Genomic DNA, 20632 nt, shown 5'->3' with positions numbered 1-20632 from the left:
GATCCCGTTTGGCTCCACCACTACTGCTTCTGAAGTTTGAAAGCTTAGAAATGAGCATTCCATCGCTGTGATGATGAATGTTGATTTCTAGTCTTTGACTAGTTCGTTCTTTAAAAATTTGGGTATGTGATAGAAAGATAGACTGAACGTTACTTTCACTGGTAACGGATCAGGCTAAGGTAAAATTTGTGAGTTCTCTTAGTTGAGAAATTCGAATTTTCGGCGAATGTCGTCTTCACAGTATAACCAGATTGCTTGGGGTTATATGGTCAAGTGAAGAAGCGCATACGGTGGATGCCTTGGCAGTCAGAGGCGATGAAAGACGTGGTAGCCTGCGAAAAGCTTCGGGGAGTCGGCAAACAGACTTTGATCCGGAGATGTCTGAATGGGGGAACCCAGCCATCATAAGATGGTTATCTTGTACTGAATACATAGGTGCAAGAGGCGAACCAGGGGAACTGAAACATCTAAGTACCCTGAGGAAAAGAAATCAACCGAGATTCCCTTAGTAGTGGCGAGCGAACGGGGACTAGCCCTTAAGTGGCTTTGAGATTAGCGGAACGCTCTGGAAAGTGCGGCCATAGTGGGTGATAGCCCTGTACGCGAAAATCTCTTGGTCATGAAATCGAGTAGGACGGAGCACGAGAAACTTTGTCTGAATATGGGGGGACCATCCTCCAAGGCTAAATACTACTGACTGACCGATAGTGAACTAGTACCGTGAGGGAAAGGCGAAAAGAACCCCGGAGAGGGGAGTGAAATAGATCCTGAAACCGTATGCGTACAAGCAGTGGGAGCAGACTTTGTTCTGTGACTGCGTACCTTTTGTATAATGGGTCAGCGACTTATTTTCAGTGGCGAGCTTAACCGAATAGGGGAGGCGTAGCGAAAGCGAGTCTTAATAGGGCGTCTAGTCGCTGGGAATAGACCCGAAACCGGGCGATCTATCCATGGGCAGGTTGAAGGTTGGGTAACACTAACTGGAGGACCGAACCGACTACCGTTGAAAAGTTAGCGGATGACCTGTGGATCGGAGTGAAAGGCTAATCAAGCTCGGAGATAGCTGGTTCTCCTCGAAAGCTATTTAGGTAGCGCCTCATGTATCACTGTAGGGGGTAGAGCACTGTTTCGGCTAGGGGGTCATCCCGACTTACCAAACCGATGCAAACTCCGAATACCTACAAGTGCCGAGCATGGGAGACACACGGCGGGTGCTAACGTCCGTCGTGAAAAGGGAAACAACCCAGACCGTCAGCTAAGGTCCCAAAGTTATGGTTAAGTGGGAAACGATGTGGGAAGGCTTAGACAGCTAGGAGGTTGGCTTAGAAGCAGCCACCCTTTAAAGAAAGCGTAATAGCTCACTAGTCGAGTCGGCCTGCGCGGAAGATGTAACGGGGCTCAAACCATACACCGAAGCTACGGGTATCATCTTCGGATGATGCGGTAGAGGAGCGTTCTGTAAGCCTGTGAAGGTGAGTTGAGAAGCTTGCTGGAGGTATCAGAAGTGCGAATGCTGACATGAGTAACGACAATGGGTGTGAAAAACACCCACGCCGAAAGACCAAGGTTTCCTGCGCAACGTTAATCGACGCAGGGTTAGTCGGTCCCTAAGGCGAGGCTGAAAAGCGTAGTCGATGGAAAACAGGTTAATATTCCTGTACTTCTGGTTATTGCGATGGAGGGACGGAGAAGGCTAGGCCAGCTTGGCGTTGGTTGTCCAAGTTTAAGGTGGTAGGCTGAGATCTTAGGTAAATCCGGGATCTTAAGGCCGAGAGCTGATGACGAGTGTTCTTTTAGAACACGAAGTGGTTGATGCCATGCTTCCAAGAAAAGCTTCTAAGCTTCAGGTAACCAGGAACCGTACCCCAAACCGACACAGGTGGTTGGGTAGAGAATACCAAGGCGCTTGAGAGAACTCGGGTGAAGGAACTAGGCAAAATGGCACCGTAACTTCGGGAGAAGGTGCGCCGGTGAGGGTGAAGGACTTGCTCCGTAAGCTCATGCCGGTCGAAGATACCAGGCCGCTGCGACTGTTTATTAAAAACACAGCACTCTGCAAACACGAAAGTGGACGTATAGGGTGTGACGCCTGCCCGGTGCCGGAAGGTTAATTGATGGGGTTAGCTAACGCGAAGCTCTTGATCGAAGCCCCGGTAAACGGCGGCCGTAACTATAACGGTCCTAAGGTAGCGAAATTCCTTGTCGGGTAAGTTCCGACCTGCACGAATGGCGTAACGATGGCGGCGCTGTCTCCACCCGAGACTCAGTGAAATTGAAATCGCTGTGAAGATGCAGTGTATCCGCGGCTAGACGGAAAGACCCCGTGAACCTTTACTATAGCTTTGCACTGGACTTTGAATTTGCTTGTGTAGGATAGGTGGGAGGCTTTGAAGCGTGGACGCCAGTTCGCGTGGAGCCATCCTTGAAATACCACCCTGGCAACTTTGAGGTTCTAACTCAGGTCCGTTATCCGGATCGAGGACAGTGTATGGTGGGTAGTTTGACTGGGGCGGTCTCCTCCTAAAGAGTAACGGAGGAGTACGAAGGTGCGCTCAGACCGGTCGGAAATCGGTCGTAGAGTATAAAGGCAAAAGCGCGCTTGACTGCGAGACAGACACGTCGAGCAGGTACGAAAGTAGGTCTTAGTGATCCGGTGGTTCTGTATGGAAGGGCCATCGCTCAACGGATAAAAGGTACTCCGGGGATAACAGGCTGATACCGCCCAAGAGTTCATATCGACGGCGGTGTTTGGCACCTCGATGTCGGCTCATCACATCCTGGGGCTGAAGCCGGTCCCAAGGGTATGGCTGTTCGCCATTTAAAGTGGTACGCGAGCTGGGTTTAGAACGTCGTGAGACAGTTCGGTCCCTATCTGCCGTGGACGTTTGAGATTTGAGAGGGGCTGCTCCTAGTACGAGAGGACCGGAGTGGACGAACCTCTGGTGTTCCGGTTGTCACGCCAGTGGCATTGCCGGGTAGCTATGTTCGGGAAAGATAACCGCTGAAAGCATCTAAGCGGGAAACTTGCCTCAAGATGAGATCTCACTGGAACCTTGAGTTCCCTGAAGGGCCGTCGAAGACTACGACGTTGATAGGTTGGGTGTGTAAGCGCTGTGAGGCGTTGAGCTAACCAATACTAATTGCCCGTGAGGCTTGACCATATAACACCCAAGCAATTTGACTACTCGAGAGAGCATCAGATTGCGGTGTGTGAAGACGAAACGAACCGAAAGTTCGATGCTCACAAAACACCGAAAGCTGTCACATACCCAATTTGCTGAAGCGAGGCCATTTGGCCACGATTCGGTACCCGAATTTCTTGACGACCATAGAGCGTTGGAACCACCTGATCCCATCCCGAACTCAGCAGTGAAACGATGCATCGCCGATGGTAGTGTGGGGTTTCCCCATGTGAGAGTAGGTCATCGTCAAGATTAAATTCCGAAACCCCAATTGCGAAAGCAGTTGGGGTTTTGTTTTGCCCGCAGGAAAGTATCTGCTTGATTTCTATGCAACGGCCCGGGGCATGGCTATTATTCGGGCCTCATTGTAAGGCGAGACCTGCATGCTGACGTTGTTGAACCTTCTGAAGGATGGTCGATTCCATTCTGGTCAGGATCTGGGGGTTGCCCTGGGAATAAGTCGAAGTGCTGTATGGAAACAGCTTCAGCATCTAGAGGCTGAGCTTGGCTTGTCCATTCATAAAGTTCGTGGGCGGGGTTATCAATTGGCTGCGCCATTGACGCTTCTCGACTCTCGGGCGATATCGGCAATGGCGCCAGGTTGGCCGGTGACTGTCCTGGATTCGGTCGACTCGACAAATGCTGAGGCCTTGCGTGCGATTGGCCAAGGTAGTTTGGCGCCCTTTTTGGTGCTCGCGGAGCGACAAGTCTCTGGACGTGGGCGAAGAGGTCGCAAATGGGTGAGTCCATTTGCTGAGAATCTCTATTACAGTCTTGTCCTGCGTATCGACGGCGGAATGCGCCAGCTCGAGGGGTTGAGTCTTGTTGTGGGGTTGGCTGTCTTGCAGACTCTGCGAAATTTTGGAGTGCCAAGTAGCGGATTGAAGTGGCCCAACGATGTCTTGGTAGGTAACAAGAAAATCGCCGGCATTCTCCTTGAACTCGTCGGAGATCCCGCCGATGTTTGCCATGTTGTGCTGGGCATTGGCATTAACGTGAATATGCAATTATCGGATGAGGTCGATCAGCAATGGACATCTATCCGGCTTGAGTCAGGCAAAAGCAGTGATCGTAATGCCTTGGTGGTTGAGCTGAGTAAACAGTTAAGTGCTTACATCCGGCGCCATCAGGCGGATGGTTTCTCGGTTCTCCAGGCAGAATGGGAGGCTAATCACTTGTGGCATGATCGGCCTGTATCGTTGATTGCGGGTTCCAGTCAGATAGATGGTGTTGTGCTCGGAATAGATAATCAGGGTGCGCTGCGCCTGAAGGTGGATGGCGTGGAAAAAGTCTTTAGCGGTGGTGAGCTCAGCCTGAGGTTGCGTGATGATTCTTGAGCTCGACTGCGGGAACAGCTTTATTAAGTGGCGAGTGCTGAGGGCTGCGCCCGCGGCTCTCTTTTCCGAAGGGGTTGTCGACTCTGATCTGGCGTTACTTGAAAGTTTGAGATCCCTTGACGGGCTTGTGCTGCGCAAGTGCCGCTTGGTTAGTGTCAGGACTGCGGAAGAAACTGATGCATTAATCGATGCGATCAAGCGAGAGTTCGGTATTTCGGTGGTGTGTGCGCAGTCCGCACGTGAAATATCTGGTGTCAAAAATGGTTATGAAGACTATGAGCGTCTAGGGCTTGATAGGTGGTTGGCCATGCTGGGTGGGTTTCATCTTGCATCGGGCAGCGCTTGCCTTGTGCTCGATTTCGGTACGGCGGTAACGGCTGACTTTATTGCTGCTGATGGTGAGCATCTGGGCGGTTTCATTTGTCCTGGTATGCCATTGATGCGCAATCAGTTACGTACACATACCCGTAAGATTCGCTATGGAGATCTGGCGGCTGAGCGCGCGCTGTCCAGCAATGCACCTGGGCGCACCACCGTTGAGGCGGTGGAGCGTGGGTGTTCGTTAATGTTGCGGGGTTTTGTGCTGACGCAGCTGGAAATGGCGAGCGCCTACTGGGGGGAAGATTTCGCAGTCTTTATAACTGGTGGTGATGCTGTATTGGTCGCAGATGTCGCGCCCGGGGCCAGAGTCGTTCCTGACCTGGTATTTGTGGGGCTGGCTATGGCATGTCCTTTTTCCTGAGGTTTGTATGCGTTGGTTGTTCCTCCTGCTTATCGTTCTTAATGGTTTCTATTATGTCTGGCACCAGCAGGAAGCACCTTTGCGGGCGAAGGACGTAACGCCTCTCAGTTTGTATCGAGGTTCCCAGCAAGACATTCGCTTGCTTAGCGAAACGACAGGTGAAGTTCGGGAGGGGCGGGGGGCTCGACGGCAGGAGTGTCTGTTCCTCGGTGGTTTTTCCCGGCAAGAGTCTCTTTCAGTTTTTCAGCAGCGTTTGGCCGAAATGGGGGTCGATGTGCAATCTTCATCGAAGGATGCTTCTGGGGCCGGTTATTGGTTGTCTGTCGCGCCTCAGAGCCAGCGTTTGTTGGGTGATGCTCAGCTGCAAAACCTTTCCAACGAATTCAATGAGTTAAAACATAAAATAATGCTGTGTGAGGGGGTTGCACCTGCTGAATAGTTTGCATAGAATGGCGCCCGCTCCACAGCGAAGACCCAAACAGGTTTTCGATGTGAGGCGGTGTCAACGCAGCTAACCTCAGGTTTTTAAATGAGAAAATGCTTGACAGGGGTTTGGCATAGTATAGAATGCCGGCCTGATTAGGAGGGGTTCCCGAGCGGCCAAAGGGATCAGACTGTAAATCTGACGTCTACGACTTCGAAGGTTCGAATCCTTCTCCCTCCACCAGATTTAAGCGTGAGCTGCAGGCTCCGCGGGTATAGTTTAGTGGTAGAACCTCAGCCTTCCAAGCTGATGATGCGGGTTCGATTCCCGCTACCCGCTCCAAGTTTGCAGGTTGTGCAAAGTGTTTTGCTCTTGTAGCTCAGTTGGTAGAGCACACCCTTGGTAAGGGTGAGGTCAGCGGTTCAAATCCGCTCAAGAGCTCCATATAACAAGGCAGATATGAAAATATCTGCCTTTGTTTTAATGGTTGATATTGTTTGTCTAATTTCTTCTGTTGAGGGTGATATCGATGGCTAAGGAAAAATTTGATCGTTCCCTGCCCCACGTCAACGTTGGGACCATTGGTCACGTTGACCACGGTAAAACCACTCTGACTGCTGCTCTGACTCGCGTTTGCTCCGAAGTTTTCGGTTCCGCAATCGTTGACTTCGACAAGATCGACAGTGCGCCAGAAGAAAAGGCTCGCGGTATCACCATCAACACCGCACACGTTGAGTACAACTCGAAGATCCGTCACTACGCTCACGTCGACTGCCCAGGTCACGCTGACTATGTGAAGAACATGATCACCGGTGCTGCTCAAATGGACGGCGCTATTCTGGTTTGCTCGGCCGCTGATGGTCCGATGCCACAAACCCGCGAGCACATCCTGCTGTCCCGTCAGGTTGGCGTTCCGTACATCGTGGTTTTCCTGAACAAGGCTGACCTGGTAGACGACGCTGAGCTGCTGGAACTGGTTGAAATGGAGGTTCGCGACCTGCTGTCCACCTACGACTTCCCGGGCGATGACACTCCAATCATCATCGGTTCGGCTCGTATGGCTCTGGAAGGCAAAGACGACAACGAGATGGGCACCACTGCCGTCAAGAAACTGGTTGAAACTCTGGACAGCTACATCCCAGAACCAGTGCGTGTAACCGACAAGCCGTTCCTGATGCCAATCGAAGACGTATTCTCGATCTCGGGTCGCGGTACTGTTGTGACCGGACGTATCGAGCGCGGTATCGTTCGCGTTCAAGATCCGCTGGAAATCGTTGGTCTGCGTGACACCACCGTTACTACTTGCACCGGTGTTGAAATGTTCCGCAAGCTGCTCGACGAAGGTCGTGCTGGTGAGAACTGCGGCGTTCTGCTGCGTGGCACCAAGCGTGACGACGTTGAGCGTGGTCAGGTTCTGGTTAAGCCGGGTTCGGTTAAGCCGCACACCAAGTTTACTGCAGAAGTTTACGTTCTGAGCAAGGAAGAAGGCGGTCGTCATACTCCGTTCTTCAAAGGCTACCGTCCACAGTTCTACTTCCGTACTACTGACGTGACTGGTAACTGCGAGCTGCCAGAAGGCGTTGAAATGGTAATGCCAGGTGACAACATTCAGATGACTGTTACCCTGATCAAAACCATCGCGATGGAAGACGGTCTGCGTTTCGCTATCCGTGAAGGCGGTCGTACCGTCGGCGCTGGCGTCGTAGCTAAAATCATCGAGTAAGTAGTTGTAATGTATTTTTCGGGCCGGCATAATGGTCGGCCTGATTTTGTTTTAGGTCAGTAGCTCAATTGGCAGAGCGACGGTCTCCAAAACCGTAGGTTGGGGGTTCGATTCCCTCCTGACCTGCCAGATTCACTTGGTGTGTCTGGCTTTCTTTTCACAGGATCTTCATAGATGACTCCTAAAGCTGAAGCTCAAGGCTCTCGCTTCGATCTGCTCAAGTGGCTTGTAGTTGTCGCTTTGGTGGTTGTTGGCGTTGTTGGCAATCAGTATTACTCTGCTTCGCCGATCCTGTACCGTGTACTCGCTTTGCTTGTCATTGCTGCTGTAGCTGCCTTTGTAGGCCTGCAGACTGCGAAGGGCAAGTCTTTCTTTGTACTCGTTAAGGAAGCTCGCACCGAGATTCGTAAAGTCGTGTGGCCAACTCGCCAAGAAACCACGCAGACCACCCTTATTGTGGTGGCTGTTGTTCTGGTTATGGCGTTGCTGTTGTGGGGGCTCGATTCCCTGCTCGGCTGGCTTGTTTCCTTGATCGTCGGCTAAGGGTGTCCCGTGGCTAAGCGTTGGTATGTTGTGCATGCTTACTCGGGTTACGAGAAGCATGTGATGCGCTCGCTGATCGAGCGCGTAAAGCTGGCTGGCATGGAAGATGGCTTCGGCGAGATTCTGGTTCCCACTGAAGAAGTGGTTGAAATGCGTAACGGCCAGAAGCGCAAGAGCGAGCGTAAGTTCTTTCCAGGCTATGTGCTGGTTCAGATGGATATGAATGAGGGGACTTGGCACTTGGTCAAGGACACTCCTCGGGTGATGGGTTTCATTGGCGGTACCGCTGATAAGCCTGCGCCAATCACTGATAAAGAGGCGGAAGCAATTCTGCGTCGCGTCGCTGATGGTAGCGACAAGCCGAAGCCGAAGACTCTGTTTGAGCCAGGCGAAACGGTGCGAGTCAATGACGGTCCATTTGCTGATTTCAATGGCGTTGTTGAAGAAGTTAACTACGAAAAGAGCCGGATCCAAGTGGCTGTGCTTATTTTCGGTCGCTCTACCCCGGTAGAGTTGGAGTTCAGTCAGGTCGAAAAGGTCTAGCTGAACAAGCATCCCAACCCCGCAGCCCTAGGCTGTGGGGTTTTGTCGTCACTGGGATAAACGCGCAAGTAACCGGGGAGCCTTTCGAGGCGATCGAACCCGTAATTGGAGTGCCTCATGGCCAAGAAAATTACCGCTTACATCAAGCTGCAAGTGAAGGCCGCTCAGGCTAACCCAAGCCCACCTGTTGGTCCTGCTCTGGGTCAGCACGGCGTGAACATCATGGAATTCTGCAAGGCTTTCAACGCCCGTACTCAGGGTCTTGAAGCAGGTCTGCCGACTCCAGTGATCATCACTGTCTACAGCGACCGTAGCTTCACTTTTGAAACAAAATCCACCCCTGCTTCGGTTCTGCTGAAGAAGGCGGCCGGTCTGACCAGCGGTTCCGCTCGTCCGAACACCGTTAAGGTTGGCACTGTTACCCGTGCTCAGCTGGAAGAAATCGCGAAAACCAAAAACGCGGATCTGACTGCAGCTGATATGGATGCAGCCGTGCGTACTATCGCCGGTTCTGCTCGTAGCATGGGCCTTAACGTGGAGGGTGTGTAATGGCTAAGCTGACCAAGCGTCAAAAGGCTATCGCCGGCAAAATCGAAGCAGGCAAGGCCTACAACATTGTAGACGCCGCAGCCCTGTTGGCCGAGCTGTCGACTGTCAAGTTCAGCGAGTCGTTTGACGTTGCTGTAAACCTGGGTGTAGACCCGCGTAAATCCGACCAGGTTGTTCGTAGCGCTACTGTGCTGCCACACGGCACTGGCAAGACTGTTCGCGTTGCTGTGTTCACCCAGGGTCCAGCTGCCGAGGCCGCTCTGGCTGCCGGCGCTGACCGTGTAGGTATGGACGACCTGGCTGCCGAAATGAAAGGCGGCGACCTGAACTATGACGTAGTGATCGCATCCCCGGATGCCATGCGCGTTGTAGGTCAACTGGGTCAGATCCTCGGTCCGCGCGGTCTGATGCCTAACCCTAAGGTTGGTACCGTAACTCCAGACGTAGCGACTGCGGTCAAGAACGCTAAAGCTGGTCAGGTTCGTTATCGCACCGACAAAAACGGCATCATTCACACTTCCGTTGGCAAGATGGGCTTCGACGCCGTCAAGCTGAAGGAAAACGTTGAAGCCCTGATCGCTGATCTGAAGCGTATCAAGCCAGCTTCGTCGAAAGGTATTTACGTCAAGCGCGTTACCCTGAGCACCACTATGGGCCCAGGTCTGGTTATCGACCAGAGCTCGCTGGACGCGTAAGACAAAAATTGGCGCGACTACTCGCGCCAGTTGAAAAATTGGGGTCCCTGCCTGGCGGGGGCTATCCAAGACCGTAGGCGACGCAAGTCTTAAACCACCAGCCTACGCAGATGGTGCTCCCGGTTCCTTACCGAATCAGACACCAAAACGACATTCGGTTTCGATCGAATGAAACGGTAACAAGCAGGAGTTAAACCCGTGGCAATTAATCTCGAAGACAAGAAGGCCATCGTCGCTGAAGTCAACGAGGCTGCCAAAGTCGCTCTGTCCGCTGTCGTGGTTGATGCCCGTGGCGTAACAGTAGGCGCAATGACCGGACTCCGTAAAGAGGCTCGTGAAGCTGGCGTTTACGTACGTGTTGTACGTAACACCCTGCTCAAGCGCGCTGTTGCTGACACTGAATACAGTGTTCTCAACGACGTGTTCACCGGCCCGACCTTGATCGCATTCTCCAACGAACACCCGGGCGCTGCTGCTCGTCTGTTCAAAGAGTTCGCTAAAGGTCAGGACAAGTTCGAGATCAAGGCAGCTGCGTTCGAGGGCAAGTTCCTCGCAGCTAATCAGATCGACGTTCTGGCAAGCCTGCCGACCCGTGACGAAGCAATTTCCCAGCTGATGAGCGTGATTCAAGGCGCTACCAGCAAATTGGCTCGTACTCTGGCGGCACTTCGCGACCAGAAAGAAGCTGCTGCAGCCTAAGGCTGAGCGTTTCCTCTCTCGCGTATTTTTGTTTATTTCGATGGCCTCCAGGCTATCCCCCAATTCAGGAAATAAGTCATGTCTCTGACTAACGAACAAATCATCGACGCAATCGGCGAAAAATCGGTTCTGGAAATCGTTGAGCTGATCAAGGCAATGGAAGAGAAGTTCGGCGTATCCGCTGCCGCTGCTTCTGCTGGTCCAGCTGCTGCTGCCGCTGTTGTTGAAGAGCAAACCGAGTTCAACGTTGTTCTGCTGGAAGCTGGCGAGAAGAAGGTTAACGTGATCAAGGCAGTTCGTGAACTGACCGGTCTGGGCCTGAAAGAAGCCAAAGAGAAAGTAGACGGCGCTCCTCAGGTTGTAGCTGAAGGCGTTTCGAAAGAAGCGGCTGAAGACGCTAAGAAGAAGCTGGAAGAAGCAGGCGCTAAAGTCGAGCTGAAATAAGTATCGACTTTGCTCCTCCAGCCCGAGCGTCAAGCGACAGGCTGATGGCTGGTGGCTCTTGCCACCGGCCTTTTTCCGTTATTGGCAGCCGACTGGGTCGGTGCTGATGAAGGCGCTGTAACCACCCGATGCGGTGGCGCAAACCATGGGGTTTGCACGATTTTCTGGCTGCTCCCGTCGGGAGGGGCCAAACAAGCAGGTGACCAAGCTGGGGAACGCTGATGGCTTACTCATATACTGAGAAAAAACGTATCCGCAAGGACTTTAGCAAGTTGCCGGACGTCATGGATGTGCCTTACCTCCTGGCCATCCAGCTGGATTCGTATCGTGAATTCTTGCAAGCGGGAGCGACTAAAGATCAGTTCCGCGACGTGGGCCTGCATGCGGCCTTCAAATCCGTTTTCCCGATCATCAGCTACTCCGGCAATGCTGCGCTGGAGTACGTCGGTTATCGCCTGGGCGAACCGGCATTTGATGTCAAAGAATGCGTATTGCGCGGTGTAACTTTCGCCGTACCTTTGCGGGTAAAAGTGCGCCTGATCATTTTCGACAAAGAATCGTCGAACAAAGCGATCAAGGACATCAAAGAGCAAGAAGTCTACATGGGTGAAATCCCCCTGATGACTGAGAACGGTACCTTCGTAATCAACGGTACCGAGCGTGTAATCGTTTCCCAGCTGCACCGTTCCCCGGGCGTGTTCTTCGACCACGACCGCGGCAAGACGCATAGCTCCGGCAAACTGCTGTACTCCGCGCGCATCATTCCTTACCGCGGTTCGTGGCTGGACTTCGAGTTCGACCCGAAAGACTGCGTGTTCGTGCGTATCGACCGTCGTCGCAAGCTGCCGGCATCGGTATTGCTGCGTGCGCTCGGCTATACCACTGAAGAAGTGCTGGACGCTTTCTACACCACCAACGTTTTCCACCTGAGCGGCGAAACCCTCAGTCTGGAACTGATTGCTTCGCGTCTGCGTGGTGAAATTGCGGTTCTCGACATTCAGGACGAGAAAGGCAAGGTCATTGTTGAAGCGGGCCGCCGTATTACCGCGCGCCACATCAACCAGATCGAAAAAGCCGGCATCAAGACCCTGGAAGTGCCTCTGGACTACGTCCTCGGTCGCACTACCGCCAAGGTCATCGTGCACCCGGCTACCGGCGAAATCCTGGCAGAGTGCAACACCGAGCTGAACACTGAAGTCCTGGCAAAAATTGCCAAGTCCGGCGTCGTTCGCATCGAAACTCTGTACACCAACGACATCGACTGCGGTCCGTTCGTCTCCGACACGCTGAAGATCGACTCCACCAGCAACCAATTGGAAGCGCTGGTCGAGATCTATCGCATGATGCGTCCAGGCGAGCCGCCAACCAAAGACGCTGCCGAAACCCTGTTCAACAACCTGTTCTTCAGCCCTGAGCGTTATGACCTGTCTGCGGTCGGCCGGATGAAGTTCAACCGTCGTATCGGTCGTACCGAGATCGAAGGCTCGGGCGTGCTGTGCAAGGAAGACATCGTCGCGGTACTGAAGACCCTGGTCGACATCCGTAACGGTAAAGGCATCGTCGATGACATCGACCACCTGGGTAACCGTCGTGTTCGCTGCGTAGGCGAAATGGCCGAGAACCAGTTCCGCGTTGGCCTGGTACGTGTTGAGCGTGCGGTCAAAGAGCGTCTGTCGATGGCTGAAAGCGAAGGCCTGATGCCGCAAGACCTGATCAACGCCAAGCCAGTGGCTGCAGCGGTGAAAGAGTTCTTCGGTTCCAGCCAGCTCTCGCAGTTCATGGACCAGAACAACCCGCTGTCCGAGATCACCCACAAGCGTCGTGTTTCTGCACTCGGCCCTGGCGGTCTGACTCGTGAGCGCGCAGGCTTTGAAGTTCGTGACGTACACCCGACTCACTACGGTCGTGTATGCCCGATTGAAACGCCGGAAGGTCCGAACATCGGTCTGATCAACTCCTTGGCTGCTTACGCTCGCACCAACCAGTACGGCTTCCTGGAAAGCCCGTACCGCGTGGTGAAAGAGGGTGTGGTCACCGACGAAATCGTGTTCCTGTCCGCCATTGAAGAAGCCGATCACGTGATCGCGCAGGCTTCGGCGACCATGAACGACCAGAAAGTCCTGATCGACGAACTGGTAGCCGTACGTCACCTGAACGAATTCACCGTCAAGGCACCTGAAGAAGTCACCTTGATGGACGTTTCGCCGAAGCAGGTAGTTTCGGTCGCAGCGTCGCTGATTCCGTTCCTCGAGCACGACGACGCCAACCGTGCGTTGATGGGTTCGAACATGCAGCGTCAAGCTGTACCAACCCTGCGCGCTGACAAGCCGCTGGTAGGTACCGGCATGGAGCGTAACGTAGCCCGTGACTCCGGCGTTTGCGTCGTGGCTCGTCGTGGTGGCGTGATCGATTCCGTCGACGCCAGCCGTATCGTGGTTCGTGTTGCTGATGACGAAGTTGAAACCGGCGAAGCTGGTGTCGACATCTACAACCTGACCAAATACACCCGCTCGAACCAGAACACCTGCATCAACCAGCGTCCGCTGGTGAGCAAAGGTGATCGCGTTCAGCGTAGCGACATCATGGCCGACGGCCCGTCCACCGACATGGGTGAGCTGGCACTGGGTCAGAACATGCGCATCGCGTTCATGGCATGGAACGGCTTCAACTTCGAAGACTCCATCTGCCTGTCCGAGCGTGTGGTTCAGGAAGACCGCTTTACCACGATCCACATTCAGGAACTGACCTGTGTGGCCCGTGACACCAAGCTTGGGCCTGAGGAAATCACTGCAGACATCCCGAACGTGGGTGAAGCTGCACTGAACAAACTGGACGAAGCCGGTATCGTTTACGTAGGTGCTGAAGTTGGCGCAGGCGACATCCTGGTCGGTAAGGTCACTCCGAAAGGCGAGACCCAACTGACTCCGGAAGAAAAACTGCTGCGTGCAATCTTCGGTGAGAAAGCCAGCGACGTTAAAGACACTTCCCTGCGCGTACCTACCGGTACCAAAGGTACTGTCATCGACGTACAGGTCTTCACCCGCGACGGCGTTGAGCGTGATGCTCGTGCACTGTCGATCGAGAAGACTCAGCTCGACGAGATTCGCAAGGATCTGAACGAAGAGTTCCGTATCGTTGAAGGCGCGACTTTCGAACGTCTGCGTTCCGCTCTGGTAGGCCACAAGGCTGAAGGCGGCGCAGGTCTGAAGAAAGGTCAGGACATCACCGACGAAGTTCTCGACGGTCTTGAGCATGGTCAGTGGTTCAAACTGCGCATGGCTGAAGATGCTCTGAACGAGCAGCTCGAGAAGGCTCAGGCCTACATCGTTGATCGCCGCCGTCTGCTGGACGACAAGTTCGAAGACAAGAAGCGCAAACTGCAGCAGGGCGATGACCTGGCTCCAGGCGTGCTGAAAATCGTCAAGGTTTACCTGGCAATCCGTCGTCGCATCCAGCCGGGCGACAAGATGGCCGGTCGTCACGGTAACAAAGGTGTGGTCTCCGTGATCATGCCGGTTGAAGACATGCCGCACGATGCCAATGGCACCCCGGTCGACGTCGTCCTCAACCCGCTGGGCGTACCTTCGCGTATGAACGTTGGTCAGATCCTTGAAACCCACCTGGGCCTCGCGGCCAAGGGGCTGGGCGAGAAGATCAACCGGATGATCGAAGAGCAGCGTAAAGTCGCTGAACTGCGTACCTTCCTGGACGAGATCTACAACCAGATCGGCGGTCGTAACGAAGATCTGGACAGCTTCTCCGATCAGGAAATCCTGGATCTGGCGAAGAACCTGCGTGGCGGTGTTCCAATGGCCACTCCAGTGTTCGACGGCGCCAAGGAAAGCGAAATCAAGGCCATGCTGAAACTGGCAGACCTGCCGGAAAGCGGCCAGATGCAGTTGACTGACGGCCGTACCGGCAACAAGTTCGAGCGTCCAGTTACCGTTGGCTACATGTACATGCTGAAGCTGAACCACTTGGTAGACGACAAGATGCACGCGCGTTCTACCGGTTCGTACAGCCTGGTTACCCAGCAGCCGCTGGGTGGTAAGGCGCAGTTCGGTGGTCAGCGTTTCGGGGAGATGGAGGTCTGGGCACTGGAAGCATACGGTGCTGCTTACACTCTGCAAGAAATGCTCACAGTGAAGTCGGACGATGTGAACGGCCGTACCAAGATGTACAAAAACATCGTGGATGGCGATCACCGTATGGAGCCGGGCATGCCCGAGTCCTTCAACGTGTTGATCAAGGAAATTCGTTCCCTCGGCATCGATATCGATCTGGAAACCGAATAACACGTGACGCGAATCGAGAGCGGGGCAGGATTGCCCGCTCTCTGCTCCGCCAGGAGGAAAGGCCTTGAAAGACCTACTGAATTTGCTGAAAAACCAGGGTCAAGTCGAAGAGTTCGACGCCATCCGTATTGGATTGGCCTCGCCTGAGATGATCCGCTCGTGGTCGTTCGGTGAAGTTAAAAAGCCGGAAACCATCAACTACCGTACGTTCAAACCTGAGCGTGACGGTCTGTTCTGCGCCAAGATCTTTGGCCCGGTAAAGGATTACGAGTGCCTGTGCGGTAAGTACAAGCGCTTGAAGCACCGTGGTGTAATCTGCGAGAAGTGCGGCGTTGAAGTTGCACTTGCCAAGGTTCGTCGTGAGCGCATGGCGCACATCGAACTGGCTTCGCCGGTTGCCCACATCTGGTTCCTGAAATCGCTGCCGTCCCGTATCGGCTTGCTGATGGACATGACCCTGCGTGATATCGAACGCGTTCTCTACTTCGAGAGCTATGTCGTTATCGATCCAGGCATGACCACCCTTGAAAAAGGTCAGCTGCTGAACGACGAGCAGTACTTCGAAGCGCTGGAAGAGTTCGGTGACGACTTCGACGCCCGCATGGGTGCCGAAGCTGTCCGTGAACTGCTGCACGCTATCGACCTGGAACACGAGATTGGCCGTCTGCGTGAAGAAATTCCGCAAACCAACTCGGAAACCAAGATCAAGAAGCTGTCCAAGCGTCTGAAGTTGATGGAAGCCTTCCAGGGTTCCGGCAACCTTCCAGAGTGGATGGTGCTGACCGTTCTGCCGGTTCTGCCGCCAGATCTGCGTCCACTGGTCCCGCTGGATGGCGGTCGTTTCGCGACTTCCGACCTCAACGATCTGTATCGTCGAGTGATCAACCGTAACAACCGTTTGAAGCGCCTGCTGGATCTGTCCGCTCCGGACATCATCGTGCGCAACGAAAAGCGTATGTTGCAGGAAGCGGTCGATGCTCTGCTCGACAACGGTCGTCGTGGCCGCGCTATCACTGGTTCCAACAAGCGTCCTCTGAAATCTTTGGCTGACATGATCAAGGGTAAGCAGGGTCGTTTCCGTCAGAACTTGCTCGGTAAGCGTGTTGACTACTCCGGTCGTTCGGTAATTACCGTAGGTCCGACCCTGCGTCTGCACCAGTGCGGTCTGCCGAAGAAGATGGCTCTCGAGCTGTTCAAACCGTTCATTTTCGGCAAGCTCGAAATGCGTGGTCTCGCGACCACCATCAAAGCGGCCAAGAAAATGGTCGAGCGCGAACTGCCAGAGGTTTGGGACGTTCTCGCTGAAGTGATTCGCGAACACCCGGTTCTTCTCAACCGTGCACCGACCCTTCACCGTCTGGGTATCCAGGCGTTTGAACCGGTACTGATCGAAGGTAAGGCTATCCAGCTGCACCCGCTGGTTTGCGCCGCGTACAACGCCGACTTCGACGGCGACCAAATGGCCGTGCACGTACCGCTGACGCTGGAAGCCCAGCTCGAAGCGCGTGCGTTGATGATGTCGACCAACAACATTCTGTCGCCAGCCAACGGTGAGCCAATCATCGTTCCGTCGCAGGACGTTGTATTGGGTCTGTACTACATGACCCGTGAGGCAATCAACGCCAAAGGCGAAGGTCGTGTATTCGCGGATCTGCAGGAAGTTGACCGTGTGTTCCGTGCCGGCGAAGCCGCACTGCACGCCAAGGTTAAAGTACGCATCAACGAAACCGTCAACGACCGTGACGGCAACAGCGTGAGCAACACCCGTATCGTCGACACCACTGTCGGCCGTGCGCTGCTGTTCCAGGTTGTGCCAAAAGGTCTGTCGTACGACGTCGTCAACCTGCCAATGAAGAAAAAGGCGATCTCCAAGCTGATCAACCAGTGCTACCGCGTGGTTGGTTTGAAAGAGACCGTGATCTTCGCTGACCAGTTGATGTACACCGGTTTCGCTTACTCGACCATCTCCGGCGTTTCCATCGGTGTTAACGACTTCGTTATCCCGGATGAAAAAGCCCGCATCATCGGTGCAGCCACCGACGAAGTGAAAGAGATCGAGAGCCAGTACGCCTCCGGCCTGGTAACCCAGGGCGAGAAGTACAACAAAGTGATCGACCTTTGGTCGAAAGCGAACGACGAAGTCTCCAAGGCGATGATGGCCAACCTCTCGAAAGAGAAAGTCATCGACCGTCATGGTGTCGAAGTCGACCAAGAGTCCTTCAACTCGATGTACATGATGGCCGACTCGGGTGCGCGGGGTTCCGCAGCACAGATTCGTCAGCTGGCCGGTATGCGTGGTCTGATGGCCAAGCCGGACGGTTCCATCATTGAAACGCCGATTACTGCGAACTTCCGTGAAGGTTTGAGCGTACTTCAGTACTTCATCTCGACTCACGGTGCTCGTAAAGGTCTGGCGGATACCGCGTTGAAAACTGCGAACTCCGGTTACCTGACTCGTCGTCTGGTAGACGTGGCGCAGGATCTGGTTGTAACCGAGATCGATTGCGGCACCGAACACGGTCTGCTGATGACTCCGCACATTGAAGGCGGTGACGTTGTAGAGCCGTTGGGTGAGCGCGTATTGGGTCGTGTTATTGCCCGTGACGTATTCAAGCCAGGCACCGAGGACGTTATCGTTCCGGCCGGTACTCTGGTAGATGAGAAGTGGGTTGAATTCATCGAGCTGAACAGCATCGACGAAGTGATCGTGCGTTCGCCGATCAGCTGCGAAACCCGCTATGGCATTTGCGCCAAGTGCTACGGCCGTGATCTGGCTCGTGGTCACCAGGTGAACATCGGTGAAGCGGTCGGCGTTATCGCTGCCCAGTCCATCGGTGAGCCGGGTACCCAGCTGACGATGCGTACGTTCCACATCGGTGGTGCGGCAAGCCGTACTTCCGCTGCGGACAGTGTTCAGGTGAAGAATGGCGGTACCGTCCGTCTGCACAACCTGAAGCATGTTGAGCGAGTGGATGGTCACCTGGTTGCTGTGTCCCGTTCCGGTGAGCTGGCCATCGCTGATGACTTCGGTCGTGAGCGCGAGCGTTACAAGCTGCCGTACGGTGCTGTGATTTCGGTTAAAGAAGGTGACAAGGTCGACGCTGGCGCAATCGTGGCCAAGTGGGATCCGCACACTCACCCGATCGTTACCGAAATGAAAGGTACCGTGACCTACGTGGGCATGGAAGAAGGCATCACGATCAAGCGTCAGACTGACGAACTGACCGGTATGACCAACATTGAAGTACTCGACGCGAAAGATCGTCCAGCTGCGGGCAAAGAAATTCGTCCAGCAGTGAAGATGGTCGACGACAACGGCAAGGATCTGTTGCTGCCAGGCACTGACGTTATCGCTCAGTACTTCCTGCCAGCCAACGCCTTGGTCGGTGTAGCGGATGGTGCGAAGATCGCGATCGGTGACGTTATCGCGCGTATCCCGCAAGAAACTTCGAAGACCCGTGACATCACCGGTGGTCTGCCGCGTGTTGCCGACTTGTTCGAAGCTCGTCGTCCGAAAGAAGCGTCGATTCTGGCTGAAGTCAGCGGCACCATCGCGTTCGGTAAAGAAACCAAAGGCAAGCGCCGTCTGGTTATTACCCCGAACGACGGTAGTGATCCGTATGAAGAGCTGATTCCGAAGTGGCGTCACCTGAACGTGTTCGAAGGCGAGCAGGTAAACCGCGGCGAAGTTATCTCCGACGGTCCAAGCGATCCGCACGACATCCTGCGTCTGCTGGGTGTGAGCGCGCTGGCCAAGTACATCGTCAACGAGATCCAGGACGTTTACCGTCTGCAAGGCGTGAAGATCAACGACAAGCACATCGAGACCATCCTGCGTCAGATGCTGCGTAAAGTTGAAATCGCTGAATCCGGCGATTCCAGTTTCATCAAGGGCGACCAGATGGAACTGACTCACGTACTGGTAGAGAACGAGCGTTTGGGCGGCGAAGACAAATTCGTCTCCAAATACACTCGCGTTCTGTTGGGTATCACCAAGGCGTCGTTGTCCACCGAATCGTTCATCTCGGCGGCTTCCTTCCAGGAAACCACTCGTGTACTGACCGAAGCGGCAGTCACCGGCAAGCGCGACTACCTGCGCGGCCTGAAAGAAAACGTTGTCGTGGGTCGTCTGATCCCGGCAGGTACCGGCCTGGCATATCACAGCGAGCGCAAGCGTCGTCGTGAAGCAGACAAGCCGTTGCGCGTGAGCGCCAGTGAAGTGGAAGCTGCACTGACCGAAGCGCTGAACTCGAGCGGTAACTGAGTTCTGCGATAAATGAGCGTAAGGCCCTGATCACTCCGTTCATCGAATCGAGACATTTTGTCGAGGTTCGAGGGGCGGGGAGGTCGGGGCCTTGCCTTGACTGGGGACAAGATCCTCTTTAGACTCTTGATCCCCTAAATTTGGCGGGAATTCGTTCCTGCCATTTTGCTTTTCTTGCAAGACAATAGCGTCGCAAGACAACAGTGGAGCTAGTAGATGGCAACTATCAACCAGCTGGTACGTCAGCCGCGTAAGCGTATCGTCGAGAAATCCGACGTACCTGCGCTGCAGAACTGCCCGCAACGTCGTGGCGTGTGCACCCGTGTGTACACCACTACGCCGAAAAAACCTAACTCGGCACTGCGTAAAGTATGCCGTGTGCGCCTGACCAACGGTTTCGAGGTTTCCTCGTACATCGGTGGTGAAGGTCACAACCTGCAAGAGCACAGCGTGGTACTGATCCGCGGCGGTCGTGTAAAAGACTTGCCAGGTGTTCGTTACCACACCGTTCGCGGCTCCTTGGATACTTCCGGCGTTAAAGGTCGTAACCAGGGTCGTTCGAAGTACGGTACCAAGCGTCCGAAGTAATCGGCCGTTTTGCAGATTTTCATTTTATTGAGTCGATAAGAGTAAGGTCGGGCACGCATCCATTGGATCTGTCCCGAGCTAACCTGAAGACCGCTTGAGGGCTTATCATGCCAAGACGTCGCGTAGCAGCAAAGCGTGAGATTCTGGACGATCCGAAATACGGAAGCCAGATCCTCGCCAAATTCATGAACCACGTTATGGAAAGCGGCAAGAAAGCCGTTGCCGAGCGTATCGTTTATGGTGCCCTGGAAACCGTTGCGACCCGTAAGGCTGGCACCGATCCCCTGGAACTCTTCGAAAAAGCACTCGACGCCATCGCTCCGCTGGTCGAAGTGAAGTCGCGCCGCGTTGGTGGTGCTACTTACCAGGTTCCGGTCGAGGTTCGTCCTTCCCGTCGTAACGCTCTGGCAATGCGCTGGTTGGTAGACTTCGCCCGTAAGCGTGGCGAGAAGTCTATGGCTCTGCGTTTGGCTGGCGAACTGCTGGATGCTGCTGAAGGTAAAGGTGCTGCTGTTAAGAAGCGTGAAGACGTGCACCGTATGGCTGAAGCTAACAAAGCTTTCTCGCACTACCGCTTCTAATTTTAGCTTCACTAATTTTGCGA

Annotated in this window: 14 protein-coding genes, 5 tRNA genes and 2 rRNA genes (1 of these 21 only partly in view); all 21 read left to right on the top strand. The window is 54.2% G+C overall.

Going from position 1 to position 20632, the window contains the following annotated elements:
• Positions 1 to 20, top strand: a tRNA-Ala gene (locus P3G59_RS26175) (it extends 56 nt beyond the left edge of the window).
• 247 nt (positions 21 to 267) lie between these two features.
• Positions 268 to 3161 (top strand): 23S ribosomal RNA (locus P3G59_RS26170).
• Positions 3162 to 3318: 157 nt separating this feature from the next.
• A 5S ribosomal RNA gene (rrf, locus tag P3G59_RS26165) occupies positions 3319 to 3434 on the top strand.
• A gap of 131 nt (positions 3435 to 3565) precedes the next feature.
• On the top strand, positions 3566 to 4519 hold the full coding sequence (gene birA / locus P3G59_RS26160; RefSeq protein ID WP_277759509.1) for a bifunctional biotin--[acetyl-CoA-carboxylase] ligase/biotin operon repressor BirA: 954 nt from the start codon (positions 3566 to 3568) through the stop codon (positions 4517 to 4519).
• Positions 4509 to 5261: a pantothenate kinase gene (locus P3G59_RS26155; protein ID WP_277759508.1), complete on the top strand. Its 753-nt coding sequence runs from the start codon at positions 4509 to 4511 to the stop codon at positions 5259 to 5261. Before birA ends, P3G59_RS26155 begins: the two co-directional genes overlap by 11 nt.
• 7 nt (positions 5262 to 5268) lie before the next feature.
• Positions 5269 to 5700 carry a hypothetical protein gene (locus tag P3G59_RS26150; protein ID WP_277759507.1) on the top strand — a complete coding sequence of 144 codons (432 nt, stop codon included), beginning with the start codon at positions 5269 to 5271 and terminating at the stop codon, positions 5698 to 5700.
• A gap of 143 nt (positions 5701 to 5843) precedes the next feature.
• A tRNA-Tyr gene (locus P3G59_RS26145) sits at positions 5844 to 5928 on the top strand.
• A gap of 25 nt (positions 5929 to 5953) precedes the next feature.
• Positions 5954 to 6027: transfer RNA gene (locus P3G59_RS26140), tRNA-Gly, on the top strand.
• 26 nt (positions 6028 to 6053) lie between these two features.
• Positions 6054 to 6129, top strand: a tRNA-Thr gene (locus tag P3G59_RS26135).
• A gap of 85 nt (positions 6130 to 6214) precedes the next feature.
• On the top strand, positions 6215 to 7408 hold the full coding sequence (gene tuf / locus P3G59_RS26130; protein WP_053124324.1) for an elongation factor Tu: 1194 nt from the start codon (positions 6215 to 6217) through the stop codon (positions 7406 to 7408).
• A 53-nt stretch (positions 7409 to 7461) separates the two neighbouring features.
• Positions 7462 to 7537, top strand: a tRNA-Trp gene (locus P3G59_RS26125).
• Positions 7538 to 7582: 45 nt separating this feature from the next.
• Entirely contained in the window at positions 7583 to 7951 is a 369-nt protein-coding gene (gene secE / locus P3G59_RS26120; RefSeq protein ID WP_007916493.1) for a preprotein translocase subunit SecE, read from the top strand.
• A 9-nt stretch (positions 7952 to 7960) separates the two neighbouring features.
• A complete protein-coding gene (nusG, locus tag P3G59_RS26115) occupies positions 7961 to 8494 on the top strand; it encodes a transcription termination/antitermination protein NusG (protein WP_007957598.1) in 534 nt (177 codons plus the stop codon).
• 117 nt (positions 8495 to 8611) lie between these two features.
• A complete protein-coding gene (rplK, locus tag P3G59_RS26110) occupies positions 8612 to 9043 on the top strand; it encodes a 50S ribosomal protein L11 (RefSeq protein WP_003228756.1) in 432 nt (143 codons plus the stop codon).
• Positions 9043 to 9738 carry a 50S ribosomal protein L1 gene (rplA, locus tag P3G59_RS26105; protein WP_007916481.1) on the top strand — a complete coding sequence of 232 codons (696 nt, stop codon included), beginning with the start codon at positions 9043 to 9045 and terminating at the stop codon, positions 9736 to 9738. Before rplK ends, rplA begins: the two co-directional genes overlap by 1 nt.
• A 198-nt stretch (positions 9739 to 9936) precedes the next feature.
• The gene (gene rplJ / locus P3G59_RS26100) at positions 9937 to 10437 is read left to right on the top strand and encodes a 50S ribosomal protein L10 (RefSeq protein WP_007916479.1); all 501 of its coding nucleotides are present in this window, start codon (positions 9937 to 9939) and stop codon (positions 10435 to 10437) included.
• 78 nt (positions 10438 to 10515) lie between these two features.
• Complete coding sequence (gene rplL / locus P3G59_RS26095) at positions 10516 to 10881, top strand: 50S ribosomal protein L7/L12 (protein WP_007916477.1); 366 nt, start codon at positions 10516 to 10518, stop codon at positions 10879 to 10881.
• Between the two features lie 221 nt (positions 10882 to 11102).
• Entirely contained in the window at positions 11103 to 15176 is a 4074-nt protein-coding gene (gene rpoB, locus P3G59_RS26090; RefSeq protein WP_007950180.1) for a DNA-directed RNA polymerase subunit beta, read from the top strand.
• A gap of 64 nt (positions 15177 to 15240) precedes the next feature.
• The gene (rpoC, locus tag P3G59_RS26085) at positions 15241 to 19440 is read left to right on the top strand and encodes a DNA-directed RNA polymerase subunit beta' (protein ID WP_277759506.1); all 4200 of its coding nucleotides are present in this window, start codon (positions 15241 to 15243) and stop codon (positions 19438 to 19440) included.
• 216 nt (positions 19441 to 19656) lie between these two features.
• Positions 19657 to 20028, top strand: a complete 372-nt coding sequence (gene rpsL / locus P3G59_RS26080) for a 30S ribosomal protein S12 (RefSeq protein WP_003186084.1) — start codon at positions 19657 to 19659, stop codon at positions 20026 to 20028.
• Between the two features lie 107 nt (positions 20029 to 20135).
• Positions 20136 to 20609 carry a 30S ribosomal protein S7 gene (gene rpsG, locus P3G59_RS26075; protein WP_007916467.1) on the top strand — a complete coding sequence of 158 codons (474 nt, stop codon included), beginning with the start codon at positions 20136 to 20138 and terminating at the stop codon, positions 20607 to 20609.
• Positions 20610 to 20632 lie beyond the last annotated feature (23 nt).

The sequence above is a fragment of the Pseudomonas sp. A34-9 genome (assembly GCF_029543085.1).
Lineage (GTDB): Bacteria > Pseudomonadota > Gammaproteobacteria > Pseudomonadales > Pseudomonadaceae > Aquipseudomonas.
This window is presented reverse-complemented; position numbering and strand designations above follow the sequence as displayed.